At 60.7% G+C, this 18505-nt stretch carries 16 protein-coding genes; 5 read left to right on the top strand and 11 right to left on the bottom strand.

Annotation, left to right across the window (positions count from 1 at the left end):
• Positions 1 to 143: 143 nt before the first annotated feature.
• The 3 genes from ACR0AC_RS10120 to betB all read right to left on the bottom strand — a co-directional run bounded on the left by ACR0AC_RS10120 (position 144) and on the right by betB (position 5539).
• Positions 144 to 1499: an MmgE/PrpD family protein gene (locus ACR0AC_RS10120; protein WP_480873138.1), complete on the bottom strand. Its 1356-nt coding sequence runs from the start codon at positions 1497 to 1499 to the stop codon at positions 144 to 146.
• Positions 1496 to 3937 (bottom strand): GcvT family protein, encoded by a 2442-nt coding sequence (locus tag ACR0AC_RS10115; protein ID WP_480873136.1) that lies wholly within the window; start codon positions 3935 to 3937, stop codon positions 1496 to 1498. The genes ACR0AC_RS10120 and ACR0AC_RS10115 overlap by 4 nt, the downstream gene beginning before the upstream one ends.
• A gap of 147 nt (positions 3938 to 4084) precedes the next feature.
• Positions 4085 to 5539 (bottom strand): betaine-aldehyde dehydrogenase, encoded by a 1455-nt coding sequence (gene betB / locus ACR0AC_RS10110; protein WP_480873134.1) that lies wholly within the window; start codon positions 5537 to 5539, stop codon positions 4085 to 4087.
• A 188-nt stretch (positions 5540 to 5727) separates the two neighbouring features.
• Between betB and ACR0AC_RS10105 the strand changes: the two genes are divergently transcribed.
• Positions 5728 to 6057 (top strand): hypothetical protein, encoded by a 330-nt coding sequence (locus ACR0AC_RS10105; RefSeq protein ID WP_480873132.1) that lies wholly within the window; start codon positions 5728 to 5730, stop codon positions 6055 to 6057.
• Between the two features lie 3 nt (positions 6058 to 6060).
• Here ACR0AC_RS10105 and ACR0AC_RS10100 read toward each other — a convergent pair whose 3' ends face one another.
• Both ACR0AC_RS10100 and trhO read right to left on the bottom strand, forming a co-directional pair.
• Entirely contained in the window at positions 6061 to 6573 is a 513-nt protein-coding gene (locus tag ACR0AC_RS10100) for a potassium channel family protein (RefSeq protein ID WP_170623288.1), read from the bottom strand.
• A gap of 65 nt (positions 6574 to 6638) precedes the next feature.
• Positions 6639 to 7544: an oxygen-dependent tRNA uridine(34) hydroxylase TrhO gene (trhO, locus tag ACR0AC_RS10095; protein WP_480873130.1), complete on the bottom strand. Its 906-nt coding sequence runs from the start codon at positions 7542 to 7544 to the stop codon at positions 6639 to 6641.
• A 92-nt stretch (positions 7545 to 7636) separates the two neighbouring features.
• Here trhO and pncA point away from each other — a divergent pair, with 92 nt between their 5' ends.
• Complete coding sequence (gene pncA / locus ACR0AC_RS10090; protein ID WP_480873128.1) at positions 7637 to 8230, top strand: bifunctional nicotinamidase/pyrazinamidase; 594 nt, start codon at positions 7637 to 7639, stop codon at positions 8228 to 8230.
• On the opposite strand, the gene ACR0AC_RS10085 is transcribed toward pncA, so the two are convergent.
• Complete coding sequence (locus ACR0AC_RS10085) at positions 8227 to 8757, bottom strand: hypothetical protein (RefSeq protein WP_480873126.1); 531 nt, start codon at positions 8755 to 8757, stop codon at positions 8227 to 8229. The two genes, pncA and ACR0AC_RS10085, sit on opposite strands and share 4 nt — an antisense overlap.
• 165 nt (positions 8758 to 8922) lie before the next feature.
• Here ACR0AC_RS10085 and pncB point away from each other — a divergent pair, with 165 nt between their 5' ends.
• A complete protein-coding gene (gene pncB, locus ACR0AC_RS10080; RefSeq protein WP_480873124.1) occupies positions 8923 to 10215 on the top strand; it encodes a nicotinate phosphoribosyltransferase in 1293 nt (430 codons plus the stop codon).
• Here pncB and ACR0AC_RS10075 read toward each other — a convergent pair.
• From ACR0AC_RS10075 to ACR0AC_RS10055, 5 genes are all read right to left on the bottom strand, one after another.
• Complete coding sequence (locus ACR0AC_RS10075; RefSeq protein ID WP_480873122.1) at positions 10212 to 11663, bottom strand: aldehyde dehydrogenase family protein; 1452 nt, start codon at positions 11661 to 11663, stop codon at positions 10212 to 10214. The genes pncB and ACR0AC_RS10075 overlap by 4 nt on opposite strands.
• 35 nt (positions 11664 to 11698) lie before the next feature.
• Positions 11699 to 13297: a dipeptide ABC transporter ATP-binding protein gene (locus ACR0AC_RS10070; protein ID WP_170453571.1), complete on the bottom strand. Its 1599-nt coding sequence runs from the start codon at positions 13295 to 13297 to the stop codon at positions 11699 to 11701.
• Entirely contained in the window at positions 13294 to 14109 is an 816-nt protein-coding gene (locus tag ACR0AC_RS10065) for an ABC transporter permease (RefSeq protein WP_480780738.1), read from the bottom strand. Before ACR0AC_RS10065 ends, ACR0AC_RS10070 begins: the two co-directional genes overlap by 4 nt.
• Positions 14106 to 15053, bottom strand: a complete 948-nt coding sequence (locus ACR0AC_RS10060) for an ABC transporter permease (RefSeq protein WP_480873120.1) — start codon at positions 15051 to 15053, stop codon at positions 14106 to 14108. The genes ACR0AC_RS10065 and ACR0AC_RS10060 overlap by 4 nt, the downstream gene beginning before the upstream one ends.
• A 69-nt stretch (positions 15054 to 15122) precedes the next feature.
• Positions 15123 to 16610, bottom strand: coding sequence for an ABC transporter substrate-binding protein (locus ACR0AC_RS10055; protein WP_480873118.1), 1488 nt, complete (start codon positions 16608 to 16610; stop codon positions 15123 to 15125).
• 171 nt (positions 16611 to 16781) lie between these two features.
• On the opposite strand from ACR0AC_RS10055, the gene panB reads away from it, so the two are divergent.
• Positions 16782 to 17621 (top strand): 3-methyl-2-oxobutanoate hydroxymethyltransferase, encoded by an 840-nt coding sequence (panB, locus tag ACR0AC_RS10050; protein WP_170453567.1) that lies wholly within the window; start codon positions 16782 to 16784, stop codon positions 17619 to 17621.
• Positions 17618 to 18460, top strand: coding sequence for a pantoate--beta-alanine ligase (panC, locus tag ACR0AC_RS10045; RefSeq protein WP_480873115.1), 843 nt, complete (start codon positions 17618 to 17620; stop codon positions 18458 to 18460). The genes panB and panC overlap by 4 nt, the downstream gene beginning before the upstream one ends.
• Positions 18461 to 18505: the final 45 nt, after the last annotated feature.

The following is an 18505-nucleotide window of genomic DNA, read 5'->3' as shown; positions in this document are numbered from 1 at the left end:
CCAGTGCCGATCCACGCATCCTTGATCTGAGGGTCGCAGCCTATCGCTTTTTGGGCCTGATCCGTTCGCGACAAGGAACTGGTTCGAACATCACGGGGTCAGTTTTCAGTGAACATACTGTGCCCCTAACAGGCCAACCTGTCTTATCCTCCGACCGGTGGCTGATACAGCAACTCAGCCAGATCCGCGTAGCGAGACTGTGGATTGGTCCAGCCCAGTATCGCCGTGCGGATTTGCTCGGCGCGGGTTGGGCCGATGACCGGAGCGGCAAATTGCGTGTACTTCTCGATCACCTCTTGCCGCGAGATTGGCGATTCCGGCCCGCCTCGGGCATGGGTGTCTCCGGAGTGCAGAACGCGCCCGTCGGTGGTTTCGATCTCGACATCCGCCCAGCGCCCTTCGGGAAAACGGGCAGAATGCCGATTACGTTCCGTGACCTTTATGCGCGACATGAACCGAGCGACGACCGGGTCAGACAGTCCGGTGCCCGAGATATGTTCGACGCCGATACGGCCATAAATCGCGTGAACAGCGGCCGCAAATGGCAGAGAGTATTGGGCTTGCGACGTTGTTTGCGGGACACCTGCAAACAGGCAGGCCGCCTGATGGAAACTGTTGATCTGCACCGATTTGATCTGATCATGGGTCAAATCGTGGTCGATCATGACAGCCCTAAGCGCGTCGATAGCAGCATGCGCCCACCGACAAATCGGATAGGGTTTCACATATTGATGCTCGACCTGCCAGAACCTGCCCAAATCGTCCCAATGCGGGGCCGCACTGTCCGCCTCAATCGTGATCGCGGGGGCCCCGGTAAATCCACGCTCGGCCAGAACAGCGGCTGAAACACCGACCATTGCCCCCCAGCCCGAGCCGTCATGCAGCATGGTTGGGTTTGCGATTTCGCGCATCATCTGGCTGCGGGGCCCGTGGTATTCCGCGATGCCCATGGCCTGCCGCAGTTGTTCGGGACTTTGCCCTCGCAGGCGCGCTGCCATGGCCGCAACGCCCAAAGCATTCCACGCGCCTGACGTGTGATAGTCAGTGACGCTGTCATGAAGCGATATCCCGGCCCGACCGGCAATTTCATAGCCTGTGATCACCGCTGCCAAAGCCTCGGGGCCTGACAGATCGGGGCGATGTTCGGCCAAAGCCGCCAGAGTGGGCAAAACGACCACGCCAATATGACCCTTGGTCGGGTTATAGCCATCGTGGCCGTCCAGATTATCGGTCTGGGTCGCGGCCGCATAGGCCGCGCCTGCCAGACTGACCGTGCGGCCATCGAACATCATGCGCGCGCTGAACGCTGGATCAGAGCTGGCATACAGCAGCGCCGCAGTGTCGCGCGCGATCACGCCCGCCTCCATCGGACCTGCGGCGATCAGGATACCCATTGTGTCCAGCATCATCAGCGCCGCAGCCTCTTGCGCGCTGTTCGGCATGTCGGCAGCCGCCCGCGCCAGCGCAAAATCGGCAATGCGGGCGAAGCTGTTGGTCACGCCGCGCCCTCCATCACCGGTTGTACATCGCGAAGTCGGTGGCCTGCCGGATCAAACGGGGGCTCTGACAGGATCTTCGCTTTGTGCGGTTTGCCGAGGATGAAAACCTCAACCGTATCGCCTGGCTTGGCCACTTTCGGATCCGCATAGCCGATGGCCAACGATTTCCCGACCGAATAACCATAAGCGCCCGAGGTCACACGGCCCACCGGCGTACCATCCGGGGCAAAGATCGGCTCGCCCCCGCTGGCATCGGCATCTGCAGCGTCAACCTCGAAGACCGACAGAACCTCGCGCGCTGCATTGTCCTTGATGGACAGATAGGCGTCTTTGTGCAGGAAGTCCTTGTCCAGCTTGATCAGGCCGGCAAGACCAACCTCTTGCGGCCAGTATTCCTGAGAATACTCGCGCCCCCAGGAACCATAGCCCTTTTCGATCCGCAGCGACCCCAGCGCGCGTCCGCCAACCGGGCCGCCGCCATAGTCCTTCGCGGCCTCTAACAGTGCTGAATAGAGCCTGATTTGGTCGGATTCGGCGCAGTGAAGCTCCCATCCCAGATCGCCGGTAAAGCTGACGCGGATCGCCAGACAGGTAACGCCTGCGACTTCGATGGTCTGCGAGCGCATGAAGCGGAACGCCTCGTTCGACAGGTCCGCGTTGGTCAGGCGTTGCAGGACATCGCGAGATTTCGGACCGGCCACGTTGAATCCGGCGATCCGGTCGGTCGCGACGTCCAGCGTGGTGCCTTCGGGCAGGTCGATCATGTTGAAGAAACGCTGATGATAGCGCTCGGCCATGCCCGAGCCGATCATCATGTATTCGTCGTCGGCAACCTTGGTAATCGTGAAATCCCCAGCCACGCCACCGCGCACTGAGATCAGAGGTGTCAGGCAAGATCGCCCTATCTCAGTCGGGATGCGGTTTGCGACCAGACGATCCAGCCAGTCATGGGCACCGGGGCCCTTGATCACATAGTTGGCAAAGTTCGAGATATCGATCACGCCGACCGCGTCCCGCAACATCTGAACCTCGCGCCCCACCGGCTCCCACCAATTCTGGCGGGTAAAGCCGTTGGTTTCGACCGTTCCAGGCTGATCGGCGAACCAAAGCGGGTGTTCCCAGCCGCAGTTCAGGCCAAAAACACACCCCATCGCCTTTTGCATCTCATAGGCCGGGCGCACGCGGGCGGGGCGACCAGCGCTGCGTTCCTCGTTTGGGAAGTGGATGGCGAAACGGTGCGAATACTGATCCTCGACCCGTGCTTTGGTGAACTTCTTATCGGCCCAATCGCCAAAGCGGGCCAGATCCCAGGCGAACATGTCGTATTGCGGCTCACCCTCGATCATCCACTGCGCCGCCAACAGGCCCAGCCCGCCGGATTGCGAGAAGCCCGGGATGATACCGGTGCAGCAGAAATAGTTTTGTAGCTCGGGCACCGGACCCCAGATCGCGTTTGAATCCGGCGACCAGATCATCGGGCCGTTGATGACGCGTTTGACGCCCGCGGTGGCGGCAACCGGAACACGTTCGGTGGCGCGGATCACGTTCTCCATGATCCGATCCAGATCGTCCGGGAACAGGTCATGGGCGAAATCCAGCGGCGTGCCGTTTTCGGCCCAGAACCGCATGTCTTTCTCGTAAGCCCCGATCAGCAGACCGTTGCCTTCCTGCCGGAAGTAGTACTCGCCATCCCGGTCGGCGATTGAGGGCAGACGGCGGCCCATATTGGCCACTTCGTCGATGGCTTCGGTCACGAAATACTGATGCTCGGTCGGTTGCAGCGGCAATTCGATCCCGGCCAGCGCCGCAACCTCACGCCCCCAGAGACCCCCGGCATTGACCACCCATTGCGCGTGGATGTCGCCCTTTCCGGTCCGCACAATCCAAGAGCCGTTTGGCTGCTGTTCCGTCCCTATTACAGGGCAAAACCGCTCAATCGTGGCTCCCATAGCCCGCGCACCGGCGGCATAAGCCATGGTTACACCGGACGGATCGACGTTGCCGCCATCGGGTTCGTACATGATGCAGCGGATATCATCGAACTGCGCCAGCGGGTGCAGTTCCTTGGCTTGCTCGCGGCTGATCTCATAGAAGTTCAGGCCGTAAAACCGGGCTTTGGCCTCTTGCAGGCGCAACTGATGCTCGCGGTCTTCGGTTTGAGCCAGATAAAGCGAGCCCGGCTGGAACACACCGCAGCCCTGACCGGTTTCCTTTTCCAGCTCTTTATACAGGTTCATCGTATAGTGCTGGATCCGCGTGACATTGTTGTTGTCATGCAGCCCGTGGATGTTGGCCGCCGCGTGCCAGGTCGAGCCTGACGTCAGCTCATCCCGTTCCAGCAGAACAACGTCAGTCCAGCCGAGCTTGGCCAGATGGTAAAGGATTGAACAACCGACAAGGCCCCCTCCGATTACGACGGCCTGTGCGTGGGTTTTCATGGGGTCTCTCCTGTAAAGCGGTCGCGGTCAGAGCGGCACGGTTACAGGTAAGTCAGCCACAGGTTGGAAAGGGCATGTGTTCTGTTCCCGACGCGAAATGTCGGGAACAGATTTTATTGGCATGAGCTTATCTCATGCGAAGCTCACTTAGTACGGCGCCTCAACGTCGTTCATGGACACGTAGACCGTCTTCATTTCGCTGAAATGGTTGATCGCCAGCTTTGAATTCTCGCGCCCGACACCTGACATTTTCGACCCACCAAAGGGCGCTTCGACCGGGGCCAGGTTATATGTATTAATGTAGCAGGTCCCCGCCTCGAACCCAGCGACGATGCGATGGGCGCGGGTCAGGTCATTGGTAAAGACACCGGCGGCCAGACCAAACTTAGTGTCATTGGCGCGGGCCAGAACCTCGGCCTCGGAGTCGAAATCCAAAACCGACATGACCGGGCCAAAGATCTCCTCGCGCGCGATGGTCATGTCGTCGGTGACGTCGGCAAAAACGGTGGGCTGCATGTAGAACCCGTCGCCCTCGATCCGCTTGCCGCCGTAGACCAGCCGTGCGCCTTCGGCCTTGCCCTTTTCGACATAGCCTAGCGCGATGTTCATTTGGTTCTCGCTGACCATCGGGCCGAAATTGACCTCTTCATCCAGCGGGTCGCCGATTTTGGCAGTGGCCAGACGTTCGGACAGGCGGGTCAGGAACGCCTCTTTGATGCCCTTTTGCACAAACACACGCGTGCCGTTGGAACAGACCTGCCCCGAGGAATAGAAGTTGCCCAGAATCGCGCCCGAGACAGCGTTTTCGATATCGGCGTCGTCGAACACGATCATCGGGGATTTGCCGCCCAACTCCATGGTCACGTGCTTCATCCCATCCGCTGCAGCGGCATAGACCTTACGGCCCGTTGGCACCGACCCGGTCAGAGAGACTTTAGCGACACGCGGATCGGTCACCAGCGAGGCACCCACATCGCCATAGCCCTGCACCACGTTGTAGACCCCCTTGGGCGCCCCTGCTTCGATCAGAATCTCGGCCACTTGCAGCGCCGACAGGGGCGTGGTTTCCGAAGGTTTGAAGATCATCGTATTGCCGCAAGCCAGCGCCGGGGCCCCTTTCCAGCAGGCGATCTGGGTCGGGTAGTTCCATGCTCCGATACCGACACAGACGCCCAGCGCCTCGCGGATGGTATAGACGAAATCGCCGCCGCCCAGCGGGATATGTTCGCCGGTCAGCGAGGCCGTCAGCCCCCCGAAATACTCCAGCGCATCGGCTCCGCTGGTTGCATCGGCCACCAGTGTTTCCTGCAGGGGCTTGCCGGTGTCATGCGTTTCCAGAATCGACAATTCGCGGTTCCGCTTGCGCATGATGTCAGCGGCGCGGCGCAGAATGCGGCCCCGCTCGGTTCCGGACATCGCGGCCCAAGACGCCTGAGCGGCTTTTGCGCTGGTCAGAGCCTGTTCAACGATCTCGGGCGTGGCCGAGTGCAGGCGTGCGATGACCTCTCCGGTCGCCGGGTAGATGACGTCAATCGGCGCGCCGTTGGTGTCTTCGACATAGGCACCGTTGATGAAATGACTGGCCTTGGGTTGAAACTTCATACCGGGTTCCTCTTGGTCTGATGCGCCAATGCACGGCGCGAGGGGCAGTTTACCCCGGCCTATCGGCTGTTGATTGACCAGTCAATAAAAACCAACCGACGGCAGGATGACGCCTGCGTGCCCGGGGCTCCCCTTGAATTTTTTGGTTAATGTTCTATTTATGTTCTACATAGTCAGAGGACGAACCGATGGCCCAACAGATGCGCAATTCTGCCCTTGGCGGCCCGAACAACGATTATCACCTGCTTCCGGTCACGGACCGGCAAATGCGCTATGCCCGCGCAATTGCGGAACAGTCGGCATTGGAAATCCCGGTCGAGGCTCAGCGCGACCGCAGGATGCTGTCAGACTGGATATCGGCGCACAAACCCCGTGCGACCTCGCAATTCGACAACTACCCGACCGGCAAACAGGTCGCCTTTGCCGAGCGTATTTCGCGCAGCAAGCGACGCCCGATCCCGTCTGAGTGCTTTCGTGACAAGCGAATGATGTCGCGTTGGATTGATCAGAACAAATAGGCTCTAATTCGGGTCATTTTGACCGTGATTGCGCGCGTAAAGCGCAACCGCAGCAGCAACGAACATTCCCAGCAGAATGTATCCGGTCACCGCTTCGGCCACGGCAAGACCACGGCACAACCCCGTCGGGGACATGTCACCGTATCCGACGGTGGTGAAGGTCACGTAGGAGAAATACAGAATATCCGCCGGACCCTGCGCGCCAATCACGCAGTTGTCGTTGTATCCAAACGCACCATACACAGCGGCGAACAAGAACGGCACGACCTGAATGAACGAAACGCCCATCAGGAACAGCAGCCGACGCGGCGATTTCACCTGTGTCATGTAGTACCAGGATTGCGAAACGATCCAGAGCAGCAGACCGACCGAGGCAATCGAGCCGATGGTATCCCCGGCTGTTGCTTCACTCAGGCGCGACAACCCGAACCAGGCCAGAAAGCTAGCCAGCACCAGCCCCAGCGCGGCCAGAAGGGTGGATTTCCATTCAGCAAGGGTTGTGGGTTCGCGGTGCATGGACACTCCGTCAGGCTGGTCTGCCTGCGATCATCCGGTCTAAGCCGCGGGCCTGCAAGCCGAATTTAATCGGAACCCAAGTGTTCAACACCACGTTTGCGCGCCAGCAGGATCTGCTTTTGCCGTTCGCGAAAGCGCGCCTTGTCGGCCTCAGACGTCTCATCGACACAGCGGTGACAGGTCACGCCGTGTTCGTATTCGGGTCGCTTCATATCTTCGGGCAGGATCGGGCGGCGGCAGCCATGGCACAGCTTATGAGGGCCTTCGACCAGCCCATGCCCCACCGAGACGCGATTGTCGAACACAAAGCATTCACCCTGCCAGGTGCTGTCCTGCTTTGGCATCTCTTCCAAATAGCGCAGGATGCCGCCTTTCAGGTGATAGACATCCTCGACCCCCTGCCCCAGCAGGTAGTTGGTCGATTTCTCGCAGCGGATACCGCCGGTGCAGAACATGGCAACGCGCTTGTTGTGGAAGCGGTCCTTGTTTTCTTCCCACCAGGCGGGAAATTCGCGGAAACTGGCGGTTTCAGGGTCTATTGCGCCCTCAAACGTGCCAATCGCCACCTCGTAATCGTTACGCGTGTCGATCACCACCACATCGTCGGACCGGATCAGGTCGTTCCAGTCCTCCGGCTCGACATAGTTGCCGACGCGCGCGCGCGGGTCGACATCGGGCTGGCCCATGGTCACGATCTCTTTCTTCAGGCGCACTTTCATCTTGCCGAATGGCGGATGGTCTGCAGTCGCCTCTTTCCACTCAAGGTCCGCGCAGCCGGGCAGCGCCTTGATATGCGCCAGCACCGCATCGATCCCGGCGCGCGGGCCTGCGATGGTGCCGTTGATCCCCTCTTGCGCCAGCAGCAAGGTGCCTTTGACCGACTGGGCGCGGCAAAGCTCCAGCAGCGGGTCGCGCAGGGCGGCATGATCCGAAAAGCGGGTGAAGTGATAGAGGGCAGCGATCGTATACATGCGCGCGATCTAAACCCGCGCGCGCAGAGTCGCAAGGGACCGGATTGACGCCCCCCGCACCACGCCGTACCGATAGATCAAAGGAGACCGCGATGACCCACGCCCTGATCGTAATCGACGTCCAGAACGATTTCTGCCCCGGTGGCGCGCTGGCCGTCGCAGGCGGGGATGAGGTCGTGGCCCCGATCAACGCCATGATGGGTGATTTCGACGCCGTGATCCTGACGCAGGACTGGCATCCGGCGGGTCATTCCAGCTTTGCCAGCTCACACACCGGCAAATCCCCGTTCGAGGTGATCGAAATGCCCTATGGCCCGCAGGTCCTGTGGCCCGATCACTGTGTTCAGGGCAGTCAGGGCGCCGCGTTTCACCCCGACCTGCGCACCGATGCGGACCTGATCATCCGCAAAGGGTTTCGCAGTGCCATCGACAGCTATTCAGCCTTTTTTGAAAACAATCAGACAACGCCGACGGGCCTGAAAGGGTATCTGGAAACGCGGGGCCTGTCGCGCGTGACTCTGGTTGGGTTGGCCACGGATTTCTGCGTGCATTACTCGGCCGTGGATGCGGCGCGACTGGGTCTGGATGTCACCGTCCGGCTGGATGCCTGCCGGGGCATCGATATGGACGGGTCGATGGCGGCAGCCGAACAGGCGATGCGTCAGGCCGGGGTCAAACTGGTTTAACTCCCGGCACCCGCCGCTTCGAGGAATTTGAACAGAACAAACAGGATCACGGCCAAACCAAGGGCGAAGCCGATCCGCCCCGGAATCGCGCGCCGTTTGGACCGGCTGACCGGGGTTGGCGTCGGGGGCTGAGCAATAGGCTCGGTTCGCACAACGCCCTGCACCGGGCGCGCCCGCTGGACGTGATCCAGAAACTGCATGAAATCGAACTCGCCGCTGTATTCGCCCTGAACGCCCTGACTTTTGATACTGGCGAACAATGCCGACAGGATGCGTTCACGCTCGGGCTGGTCCGCAGGTGGGTACACGTCAGGCGCAATTCCACTGTCATGCGCCGCCAGCCCGAAGCCCGCATCCTGAAACATCTTGCGGATCTTGGGCGACGCCCCGCGCAACGCATCAGACGTCTTAACGTCCCGAAACAGCGCAATCACCTGACCCCCGTCCGGACCAGAGGTCGGCGGCGCGTCAGGCGTTTGTTCGTCCAGTGCTTTCCTTACAATATCAAAGTCGTACCGAAGACTCATACACCACTAACAGCCTTATTCTTCCATCCCACACCCTCACTAATCGGTGATAAGACCAAACAATATGCCCGCTTTGTGACGTCAAGCGGGCATTGTCACCAGATCAGCGACTCTTGCCATTCCCCGTGCTGATTGATCTAACAACGGAAATCGCAGGAGTTCCCCATGGTCGATATCGCGACCCGTGTCTACAACCACAAATGGAAGATCGACCCGATTGTTCGGTCTTTGATCGACACAGATTTCTACAAACTGCTGATGTGCCAGTCAGTGTTTCGAAATAAGCCTCAAACAAATGTGGAATTTTCACTGATCAACCGGTCGAATCACGTGCCTTTGGCCAATTTGATCGACGAAGGAGAGTTGCGGGAACAACTGGATCACATCCGTTCGCTCAGCCTCAGCCGTGGGGAAAGTACCTGGCTGCGGGGCAATATGTTCTACGGCAAACGGCAGATGTTCCGGTCAGATTTCATGGAGTGGTTCGAGAACACACGCCTGCCGCCCTATCATCTTGAGCGGAAGGGTGATCAGTATGAGCTGACGTTTGAGGGCAAATGGCACGAGGTCATGTTGTGGGAAATCCCCGCTTTGGCCGTATTGATGGAACTGCGCTCGCGCGCCGTGCTGAACCAGATGCGCCGGTTTGAATTGCAGGTGCTCTACGCTCAGGCCATGACGCGGTTGTGGGAGAAGATCGCGCAGCTTGGCTCGATCGAAGGGCTGGGGATTGCGGATTTCGGGACAAGGCGGCGGCATTCCTTCCTGTGGCAGGATTGGTGCGTTCAGGCGATGATCGAAGGCCTGGGGTCATCCTTCACCGGCACTTCGAATTGCCTGATCGCCATGCGGCGCGAGGTTGAGGCCATTGGCACCAACGCCCACGAACTGCCCATGGTTTATTCCGCGCTGGCCGGCACGGATGAGGAATTGGCGCAGGCCCCCTACGATGTCCTCAGCGACTGGCATGATGAGCATGACGGCAATCTGAGGATTATCCTGCCCGACACCTACGGCACCAAAGGGTTTCTGGATCGCGCACCCGATTGGCTGGCCGGCTGGACCGGGATCCGGGTCGACAGCGGCGATCCCGCTGCCGGGGCCGAAGTGGCCATCGACTGGTGGAAATCCCGCGGTGAGGATCCGACGCAAAAGCGGATCATCTTTTCGGACGGATTGGACGTGGACAAGATCAAGGAATTGCACGGCCAGTTTGCGGACCGCGCCAATATCTCCTTCGGTTGGGGCACTCTGCTGACAAATGACTTTCGCGGTCTGGTACCGGGCGACGCGCTTGCGCCGTTTTCACTGGTGTGCAAGGCGATCTCGGCCAACGGGCGACCGACGGTCAAATTGTCGGACAACCCGGAAAAGGCGATGGGACCGGCGGATCAGATCGACCGTTACAAACGGGTGTTTGGGGTTGGCGCGCAGAAGGCAATCGAGGTGATCGTCTAGCCGTGATAGGCCGCAACGGTCTTGAGTTGCGAAAAGCCATAGAGCGCCTCGAACCCTTTTTCGCGACCGTGACCGGATTTACCGACCCCACCAAATGGCAATTCGACGCCGCCCCCGGCACCATAGTTGTTGATAAACACCTGACCCGAGCGCAGACGTTTTGCCAACCGCATCTGCCGCGCGCCATCGCGTGTCCAGATACTGGCGACAAGGCCGTAGTCGGTGCTGTTGGCAATGGTTAGAGCCTCATCTTCCGTGTCGAACGGGATCAGAACCTGAACCGGGCCGAATATCTCATCCTGCGCCAAAACGTGATCGGGGGGCACGTCCGCGAACAGGGTTGGTCGGACATAGGCCCCGGCCGCTGGCGCGTTGGCGGTGATCTGCCCCTGCGCGACGATGGTCAGATCCCCGCCTTTCGCCAGAAACCCCGAGACGATGGTCTTTTGCCGGTCCGAGATCAGCGGGCCGACCCGAAGGTCATCCATAGCGCGACCGACATTCAATTGATCATAGGCCTCGGCCATACGCGCCCTGACCTGATCATAGACGCCACGCTGCACCAGAATGCGGGACGAGGCCGAACAGGTCTGCCCGGCGTTCTGAATGCCTGCATTGACCAGAAACGGCAGGGCCGCGTCCAGATCGGCATCATCAAAGACCAGTTGCGGTGATTTCCCGCCCAGTTCCAGCGTCACGGGGATCACATTTCGCCCCGCCGCCTGCTGCACCAAAGCACCCGTCGCAACCGAGCCCGTGAACGAGATATGGTCAACGCCCGGATGCCCGGATAGCGCGGCCCCAGCCTCGGCCCCCAATCCGGGCACAACATTCAGCGCCCCGGCAGGCAGCCCGGCCTCGGTCGCCAGATGGGCAAAGGCCAGTGCGGTCAGGCAGGCCTCTTCCGCCGGTTTCAGGACACAGGCATTGCCCATGGCCAGCGCCGCCCCGACCGAGCGGCCTATGATTTGCATCGGATAGTTCCAGGGCACGATATGACCCGTCACGCCATGCGGTTCGCGCAGAGTGTAAACCGTGTAGCCGTCCAGATACGGGATCGTCTCGCCCATCACCTTATCCGCTGCACCGCCATAAAACTCGCAATAGCGCGCCAGGGCGACAGCATCCGCCCGCGCCTGAGTCAGCGGTTTACCAACATCCATCGCCTCCAAGGCAGCCAGATCCTCGACCCGTTCCTGAACCAACCGCCCCAGGCGGCTCAGGATGCGCCCCCGCTCGAACGCGGGCATTTGGCCCCAGTCGCCGTCCAATGCAGATCGGGCCGCCGTGACTGCCGCATCCATATCTGCGGCACCGCCCCGCGCGATGCGGCAAATCTCCGATCCATCGGACGGGTTGACCAAGGGCAGCGATTGTCCCCCGTCCGGCGACTGCCATATACCTCCGATCAGACAGAGGCTGGGATCAAACCAAATCGGGTCGGTCATCGAAAGCTCCTATTTCGGCTCTAATACGGGAAAACTCATGCGGCACCCTTCCCGATCTCAGGCAATTGCGGCGCGGCCGAGATCAGTTTTTGGGTGTAGGGATGGCGCGGGTGGGTGAAGACCTGCTCGGTCTCGCCCTGTTCAACGATCTTCCCGGCCTGCATGACCATCACCCTGTCCGTAATTGTGCGCACGACGCTCAGGTCGTGACTGATGAACAGGTAGGTCAAATCATAGGCCGAGCAAAGTTCGGCCAGCAGGTCCAGAATCTGCGCCCGGACCGAAACGTCCAAGGCCGAAACCGCCTCATCAAACAGGATCAGTTCTGGGCGGATGATCAGTGCACGGGCGATGGCAACCCGCTGCCGCTGCCCACCCGAGAATTCGTGGATGTACTTGTCGGCGTCCTCAGGACGCAGCCCCACGGCGGTCAGCATTTCGGCAATCCGATCCTGCCGCTCTGCCCCTTTGGGAGGGGTTTCGAGCAGGTGAAAAGGTTCCGTAATCAGCCGCGCAACGCGGTGGCGCGGGTTGAAACTGCCATAGGGGTCCTGAAACACCACCTGCATCTTGCGGCGCACCGCCGGGTTGGGTTTGTGGCCTGAAAAAACCGGCTGACCGTCCAGCCGGATGTCACCGGATTGAACCTCTTCCAACCCCAAAATAGCCCGTGTTAGGGTCGATTTCCCGCATCCGGACTCTCCGACCAGCCCCAGCCGCTCGCCCCGGTTGAGGGTGAAGCTGACGCCATCCACAGCGCGGGTATGGCCCGGCGCGTCGAACAGGCCTTTGCGGGGCAGGCGATAGTCGCGGATCACCTGCGTGACCTCCAGCAGCGGCTGCGGCTGCTGGGCGTCGGGCAGTGTCACCTGATGGTTCGACGCCTCGAACAGCATCCGCGTATACGGGTGCTGCATATTGCGCAGCAGATGATCCGTCGCACCGCTTTCGACCACCGCGCCATGGCGCATGACCACGATCTGATCCGCCATATCGGCGACAACGGCCAGATCATGGGTGATCATCAGCAGGCCCATACCGTATTCGGTCACCAACCCCTTGAGCAGCTCCAGAATTTGGGCCTGAGTGGTCACATCCAGCGCCGTTGTCGGCTCATCCGCGATCAGCAGTTTGGGACGCAGGGCTATGGCCATGGCGATCACCACACGCTGACGCTGCCCGCCCGACAACTCGTGCGGGTAGCGGGACAAGGGGAAGCGATCCGGCGGCAGGCCGACGCGCGTCAGCACTTCCTCCGCCCGCTCCCGCGCTTGCGCGGGGGGCATCGCTTTGTGGATCAGAATGGTCTCCATCACCTGATCACCAATGGTCTTGACCGGGTTCAGCGCGGTCATCGGTTCCTGAAACACCATCCCGATCGAGGCGCCGCGCAAGGCACACATCTCGGCCTCGGGCCGGTTCAGGATTTCCTGCCCGTCCAGTAGGATAGAACCGTCACCGTCCGCCCCGTTTGGCAACAACTGCATCACGGCCAGCGCCGTCATCGACTTGCCCGAGCCGCTTTCCCCAGTCACCGCCACAATCTGACCGGGCGCAATCATCAGGCCGACCTGTTTCAGAATCTCGACCCCGTGGATACCAAGGGACAGGTTTTCGATCCGTAACAAACTCATGCCCGCGCCACCCGGATTCTGGGGTCCAGCCAGTCCCGCAGCCCGTCCCCCAGCAGGTTCAGCCCCAGCACGGTGACGATGATCGCGAGGCCCGGAATCAGAGCCAAATGCGGGGCGAAACTGACCATTGTCTGCGCGTCGGCCAGCATCCGACCCCAGCTTGGCGTCGGTGGTTGAGCGCCCAGACCGACGTAACTCAGCCCAGCTTCGGCCAGAATGCCAAGGCTGAACTGAATCGTGCCCTGCACGATCAGCAGATTGGCGACGTTAGGCAGGATATGCTCCACCGATATCCGCGCCGCGCCCTTGCCCGAGACACGGGCGGCGAGGATGAACTCGCGCTCCCACAGCGACAGCGCGGCCCCTCGGGTGATGCGCGCGAAAACCGGGATGTTGAAGATGCCGATGGCGATGATCGCGTTGATGGCTCCGGCCCCGAAAACGGCCGTGATCAGGATTGCTATGACGAGCGAGGGGAAGGCAAAGACCAGATCATTGCTGCGCATAATGACCTCATCCAGCCACGACCCTTTGCGTGCCGCCGCTGTCAGACCCAGCGGCACGCCCAAGCCGATGCCAATCCCAACTGCGACCAGTGCCACCGCAATCGACGTCCGCGCGCCGACCATGATCATCGAGAACATGTCGCGCCCGAAATGATCGGTGCCGAACCAGTGCTGCGCGCTGGGCGGCTGCAATTTCTGCGGAATGTTCAGAGCCGCAAAATCATACGGCGTCCAGACAAAAGACACCAACGCCGCCAGCAGGACCAGCAAGGACAGCGCCGCGCCAAGGATCAGGTTGCGGCTCATGTCCGGCTCCTTAGCCTTGGGTCAACGGCGGCATAGGCCAGATCGACCAGAAAGTTCACGGTGATGACGGCGAAGACCAGCAGCATGACCACCGATTCCACCACGATCAGGTCACGGGCCGAGATTGCCTGGAACACCAGCCGCCCGAGGCCGGGCAGGTAGAAGACCTGTTCGATGATGATCGACCCGGCCAGCAGGAACGAGAACTGAAGGCCAATAATGGTCAGCACCGGGATCAGCGCATTTCGAACCCCATGACGCCACAGCGCCTGACGGCGGGACAGACCTTTGGCGCGGGCGGTGCGCATGAAATCCTCGCCCAGAATGTCCAGCAAGGACGACCGCATCACACGCGCCAGAATGGCCGCCTGCGGCAGGGCCAGGGCAATCGCGGGCAGGGTCAGGGAATGCATACCGGTCCAGAACCCTTTGTCCCAGCCTGCAAACCCGCCCGCATTGAACCAGCGCAGGTTGATGGCAAAGATCAGGACCAGCATCATCGCGAACCAGAAGTTCGGCACGGCGATGCCCAGTTGCGTGGCTCCCATCACCGTCAGATCGCCGGGTTTGCCCCGGCGCGCGGCAGCGTAGATGCCTGCCGGAAAGGCGATCAGGGTCGACAGGGTCAGCGCATACAAAGCCAGTGGCAAGGAGACCCAAAGCCGATCCGCAATCATCTGCGAGACCGGCGTGCGGTAGGTGTAAGAGGTGCCGAAATCCCCCACCAGCATTCCACCGACCCAGTTGAAATACCGCTGTACTTTGGACCCGTCCAAGCCCAACTCGGCCCGCAGCGCAGCCAACGTATCCTCTTGCGCGTTCACACCCAGCATGAACGAGGCCGGATCGCCCGGCGCGATCTCGATCACCGCAAAGATCACCACTGAGGCGACAGCAAGGCTGATCAACAAAGAGATCAGTCGTTTTAGAGCGTATCGGAGCATTTCCGGCCTGTATTAAGGTCATAAGTCTGGCAGGCCGATACGATGAGCCTGCCAGTCAGAAACACCGGTTTACTCGGACCAACTGATCGCCGTCAGATCAATCGCCGCAGTGGGCGCGTTCTGCCACAGCCCCTGCACGCCAGCCTTGGCCACGCCCAGCTTGGCCAGTTGGAACAGGTATCCGTTGACATAGTCGCTGGCGATCAGGCGTTGTGCTTCGCCCATCAACCGGGTGCGTTCGTCCGGGTCCGTTGTGGTGTTCAGCAGATCCATCAGCGCCTGAAAATCGGTGCTGTCATACTGGAAATAATAGTCAGGCCGCGCATAGATACCGATATCCATCGGCTCGGTATGGCTGACGATGGTCAGGCCGAAATCCTTGCCTTTGAACACCGATTCCAGCCATTGCGCCCATTCGACATTGATGATCTCGGCAGTGATCCCAACCTCGGCCAGTTGTGCTGCGATGATTTCGCCACCCCGGCGCGCGTATGAAGGCGGCGGCAGGTGCAAAGTGGTCTCGAACCCCTCCGCATATCCGGCCTCGGCCAGCAAGGATTTGGCCTTTTCCGGGTCATAGGCCGACTGGCCCGTCAGATCGACATAGGCCGGGTGATGTGGCGCGAAATGAGTGCCGATGGGCGTGCCATAGCCAAACATCGCCCCGTCGATGATCGCCTGACGGTCAATTGCATGGGCCAGCGCCTGCCGGACAAGAATATCGTCAAACGGGGCCTGCTTGTTGTTGGTGGACAGGATCGTTTCCCCCTCGGTCGAGCCGACAAGGACCTGAAAGCGCGGATCAGCCTCGAACTGAGGCAGATTCTCGGGCGCGGGGAAATTGTCGAACACATCCACATCCTCGGCCATCATGGCGGCAAAGGCAGCGGTCGGGTCCGAGATGAACTTGAAGGTAGCAGTCTCCAACGCGGGCTGATCGCCCCAATAATCGGGATTGCGGTTCAGTGTGATACTGTCGCCCTGCACCCATTCGCCAAAGGTAAAGGCTCCGGTGCCGACGGGGTTGGTCTTGATGTCCTCGATGCTTTCGGATGCGACGATCACCGCATCGCCCCAGGCCATGTTGAACAGGAAATTGCCGTTTGGCTCGGACAGGGTGACCTTGACGGTGAGCGGGTCCACGGCTTCGACGCTTTCGATCCCGGCAAATAGGGCTTTCTGCGCGTTGGCGCTGTCATCGGCATTGGCGCGGTCCAGACTGAACTTGACGTCTTCGGCATCCATCGTGCTGCCGTCATGGAAGGTCACACCCTCACGCAGCTTGAACGTATAGACCGTACCGTCATCCGAGATTTCCCAGCTTTCCGCCAGCCCCGGCACGACCGAGCCGTCACCCATGAACCGGGTCAGCCCTTCGAAGATATTGGTGTAAACCACCGAATCGATTGCCTGCGCAGCAGCACTGGTTGGATCCAGATGCGGCGGTTCCAACTGCATCGCAATCGTAATGTCGGACTTGGCCATCGCGCCCGTTGCCAGCAATCCGGCGCTCAGCGCAAGCACCGAGCCAAAGGTTCGAAACACCTGCTTTGTCATGAAAATCTCTCCCCGTTGAAGTCAACGTAACCGCGTTTGTGCGGGTTATTCCTGGGCCAGTGTTCCTTTAAACCTTGGGTCATTCAAGGAAATGTTCGCGCAACCGGGGTTTCTATGGCCCTGCCTGATCTGTTATGCCGCGCTGCAACATGAACCCCGCGAGGAGCGAGCATGAGCGCCACCGCCCGCAAGAAAGCCCCGAACGCCCAGGATATTCGCGCCCGAAAAGGCGGCGAGCCCCTGGTCAGCCTGACCGCCTATACCACGCCAATGGCCCGGCTGATGGACGCTCATTGCGACTTTGTTCTGGTCGGTGACAGCGTCGGCATGGTGCTGCACGGGTTGGAATCGACCCTTGGCGTGACGATGGAGATGATGATCCTGCACGGTCAGGCCGTCGCGCGCGGCTTGAACAGCGCGATGATGGTCATCGACATGCCCTTTGGCAGCTACGAGGAAAGCCCGGCGCAGGCGTTCCGCAACGCCGCCCGCCTGATGGCGGAAACCGGCGCGGGTGCGGTCAAGCTGGAAGGCGGCGTTGAAATGGCCGAAACCATCCGCTTTCTTGTCAAGCGCGGTATCCCGGTGATGGCGCATATCGGCCTGACGCCGCAGTCGATCAATACGCTGGGCGGCTACAAGGTGCAGGGCCGGGATGAGCAGGCACAGGCGGTTTTGGCCGATGCCCATGCGGTGACCAACGCGGGCGCATTTTCCGTCGTGTTAGAGAAGGTGCCGCAAGGTCTGGCCGATCAGATCACGGCCGAGGTCGCGATCCCGACCATCGGCATCGGTGCATCCGCCGGGTGTGACGGGCAGATTCTGGTGGTGGATGACATGGTGGGCTTTTTCACAGCGTTCAAACCGAAATTCGTCAAACGCTATGCCGAGCTTGGTCCACTGGCCGAGGCTGCAATCTCCGAATACGCCGCCGAGGTCCGCGCGCGCAGCTTTCCGGCAGCCGAGCATGTCTTTGCCGATCAGGCCCCCGCCAAAGGCCCCAAATCATGACCGCACCGATCCTGCGCCGTCTGGCCGACCTGCGTGCGCTGACCACCGAATGGCACCGCAAGGGCGAAACCATCGGCGTTGTGCCCACCATGGGTGCGCTGCATCAGGGCCACCTGTCACTGGCCGAGGCCGCGCGGGCGGGCACCGACCGGGTGATCGTCACCATCTTTGTGAACCCCAAACAGTTCAACAACCCCGAGGATCTGGCCAATTACCCGCGCACCGAACTTGAGGACGCGGAAAAGCTGGCCCCCTACGGCGTCGATGCAATCTATGTGCCCGAACCCGACGAGATCTATCCGCAAGGCTTTGCCACCAATGTCTCGGTCACCGACCTGACCGACGTGCTTGAGGGTGAATTCCGCCCCGGCCATTTTGACGGGGTGGCCACCGTGGTCGCCAAGCTGTTCCTGCAAACGCAGGCAGACCGGGCGTATTTCGGGGAAAAAGACTATCAGCAATTGCTGGTCGTACGCCGCATGGCGCGCGATCTGGACATCCCCGTCGAAGTGATCGGCTGCCCTACGGTGCGCGAGCCTTCGGGGCTGGCCATGTCCTCGCGTAACCTGCGCCTGTCGCCCGAGGCGCTTGGGGTGGCCGCACATCTGAACAGGGTGATGCAGGACATCGCTGACGCATTGAAAACCGGCGCAGAGTTTGATCCGCTGGTGAAACAGGCGCAGGCCGATCTGCTGGCCGCGGGGTTTTCGCAGGTCGAGTACCTCAAGCTGCATTGCGCCGAAACGCTTGAGCCTTTGCCCCATCCGGATCGCCCCGCCCGGCTGCTGGCTGCCGCCTGGCTGAACGGAATCCGCCTGATCGACAATATTCCCGTCTGAACGCTCTGGCCCGAGCGTCATTGTTTGCGCTAAAGTCCCGCAAAA

The organism is Ruegeria sp. H7 (assembly GCF_056532945.1).
The sequence above is the reverse complement of the archived record's forward strand: the minus strand, read 5'-3'. Positions and strand labels throughout refer to the sequence as shown.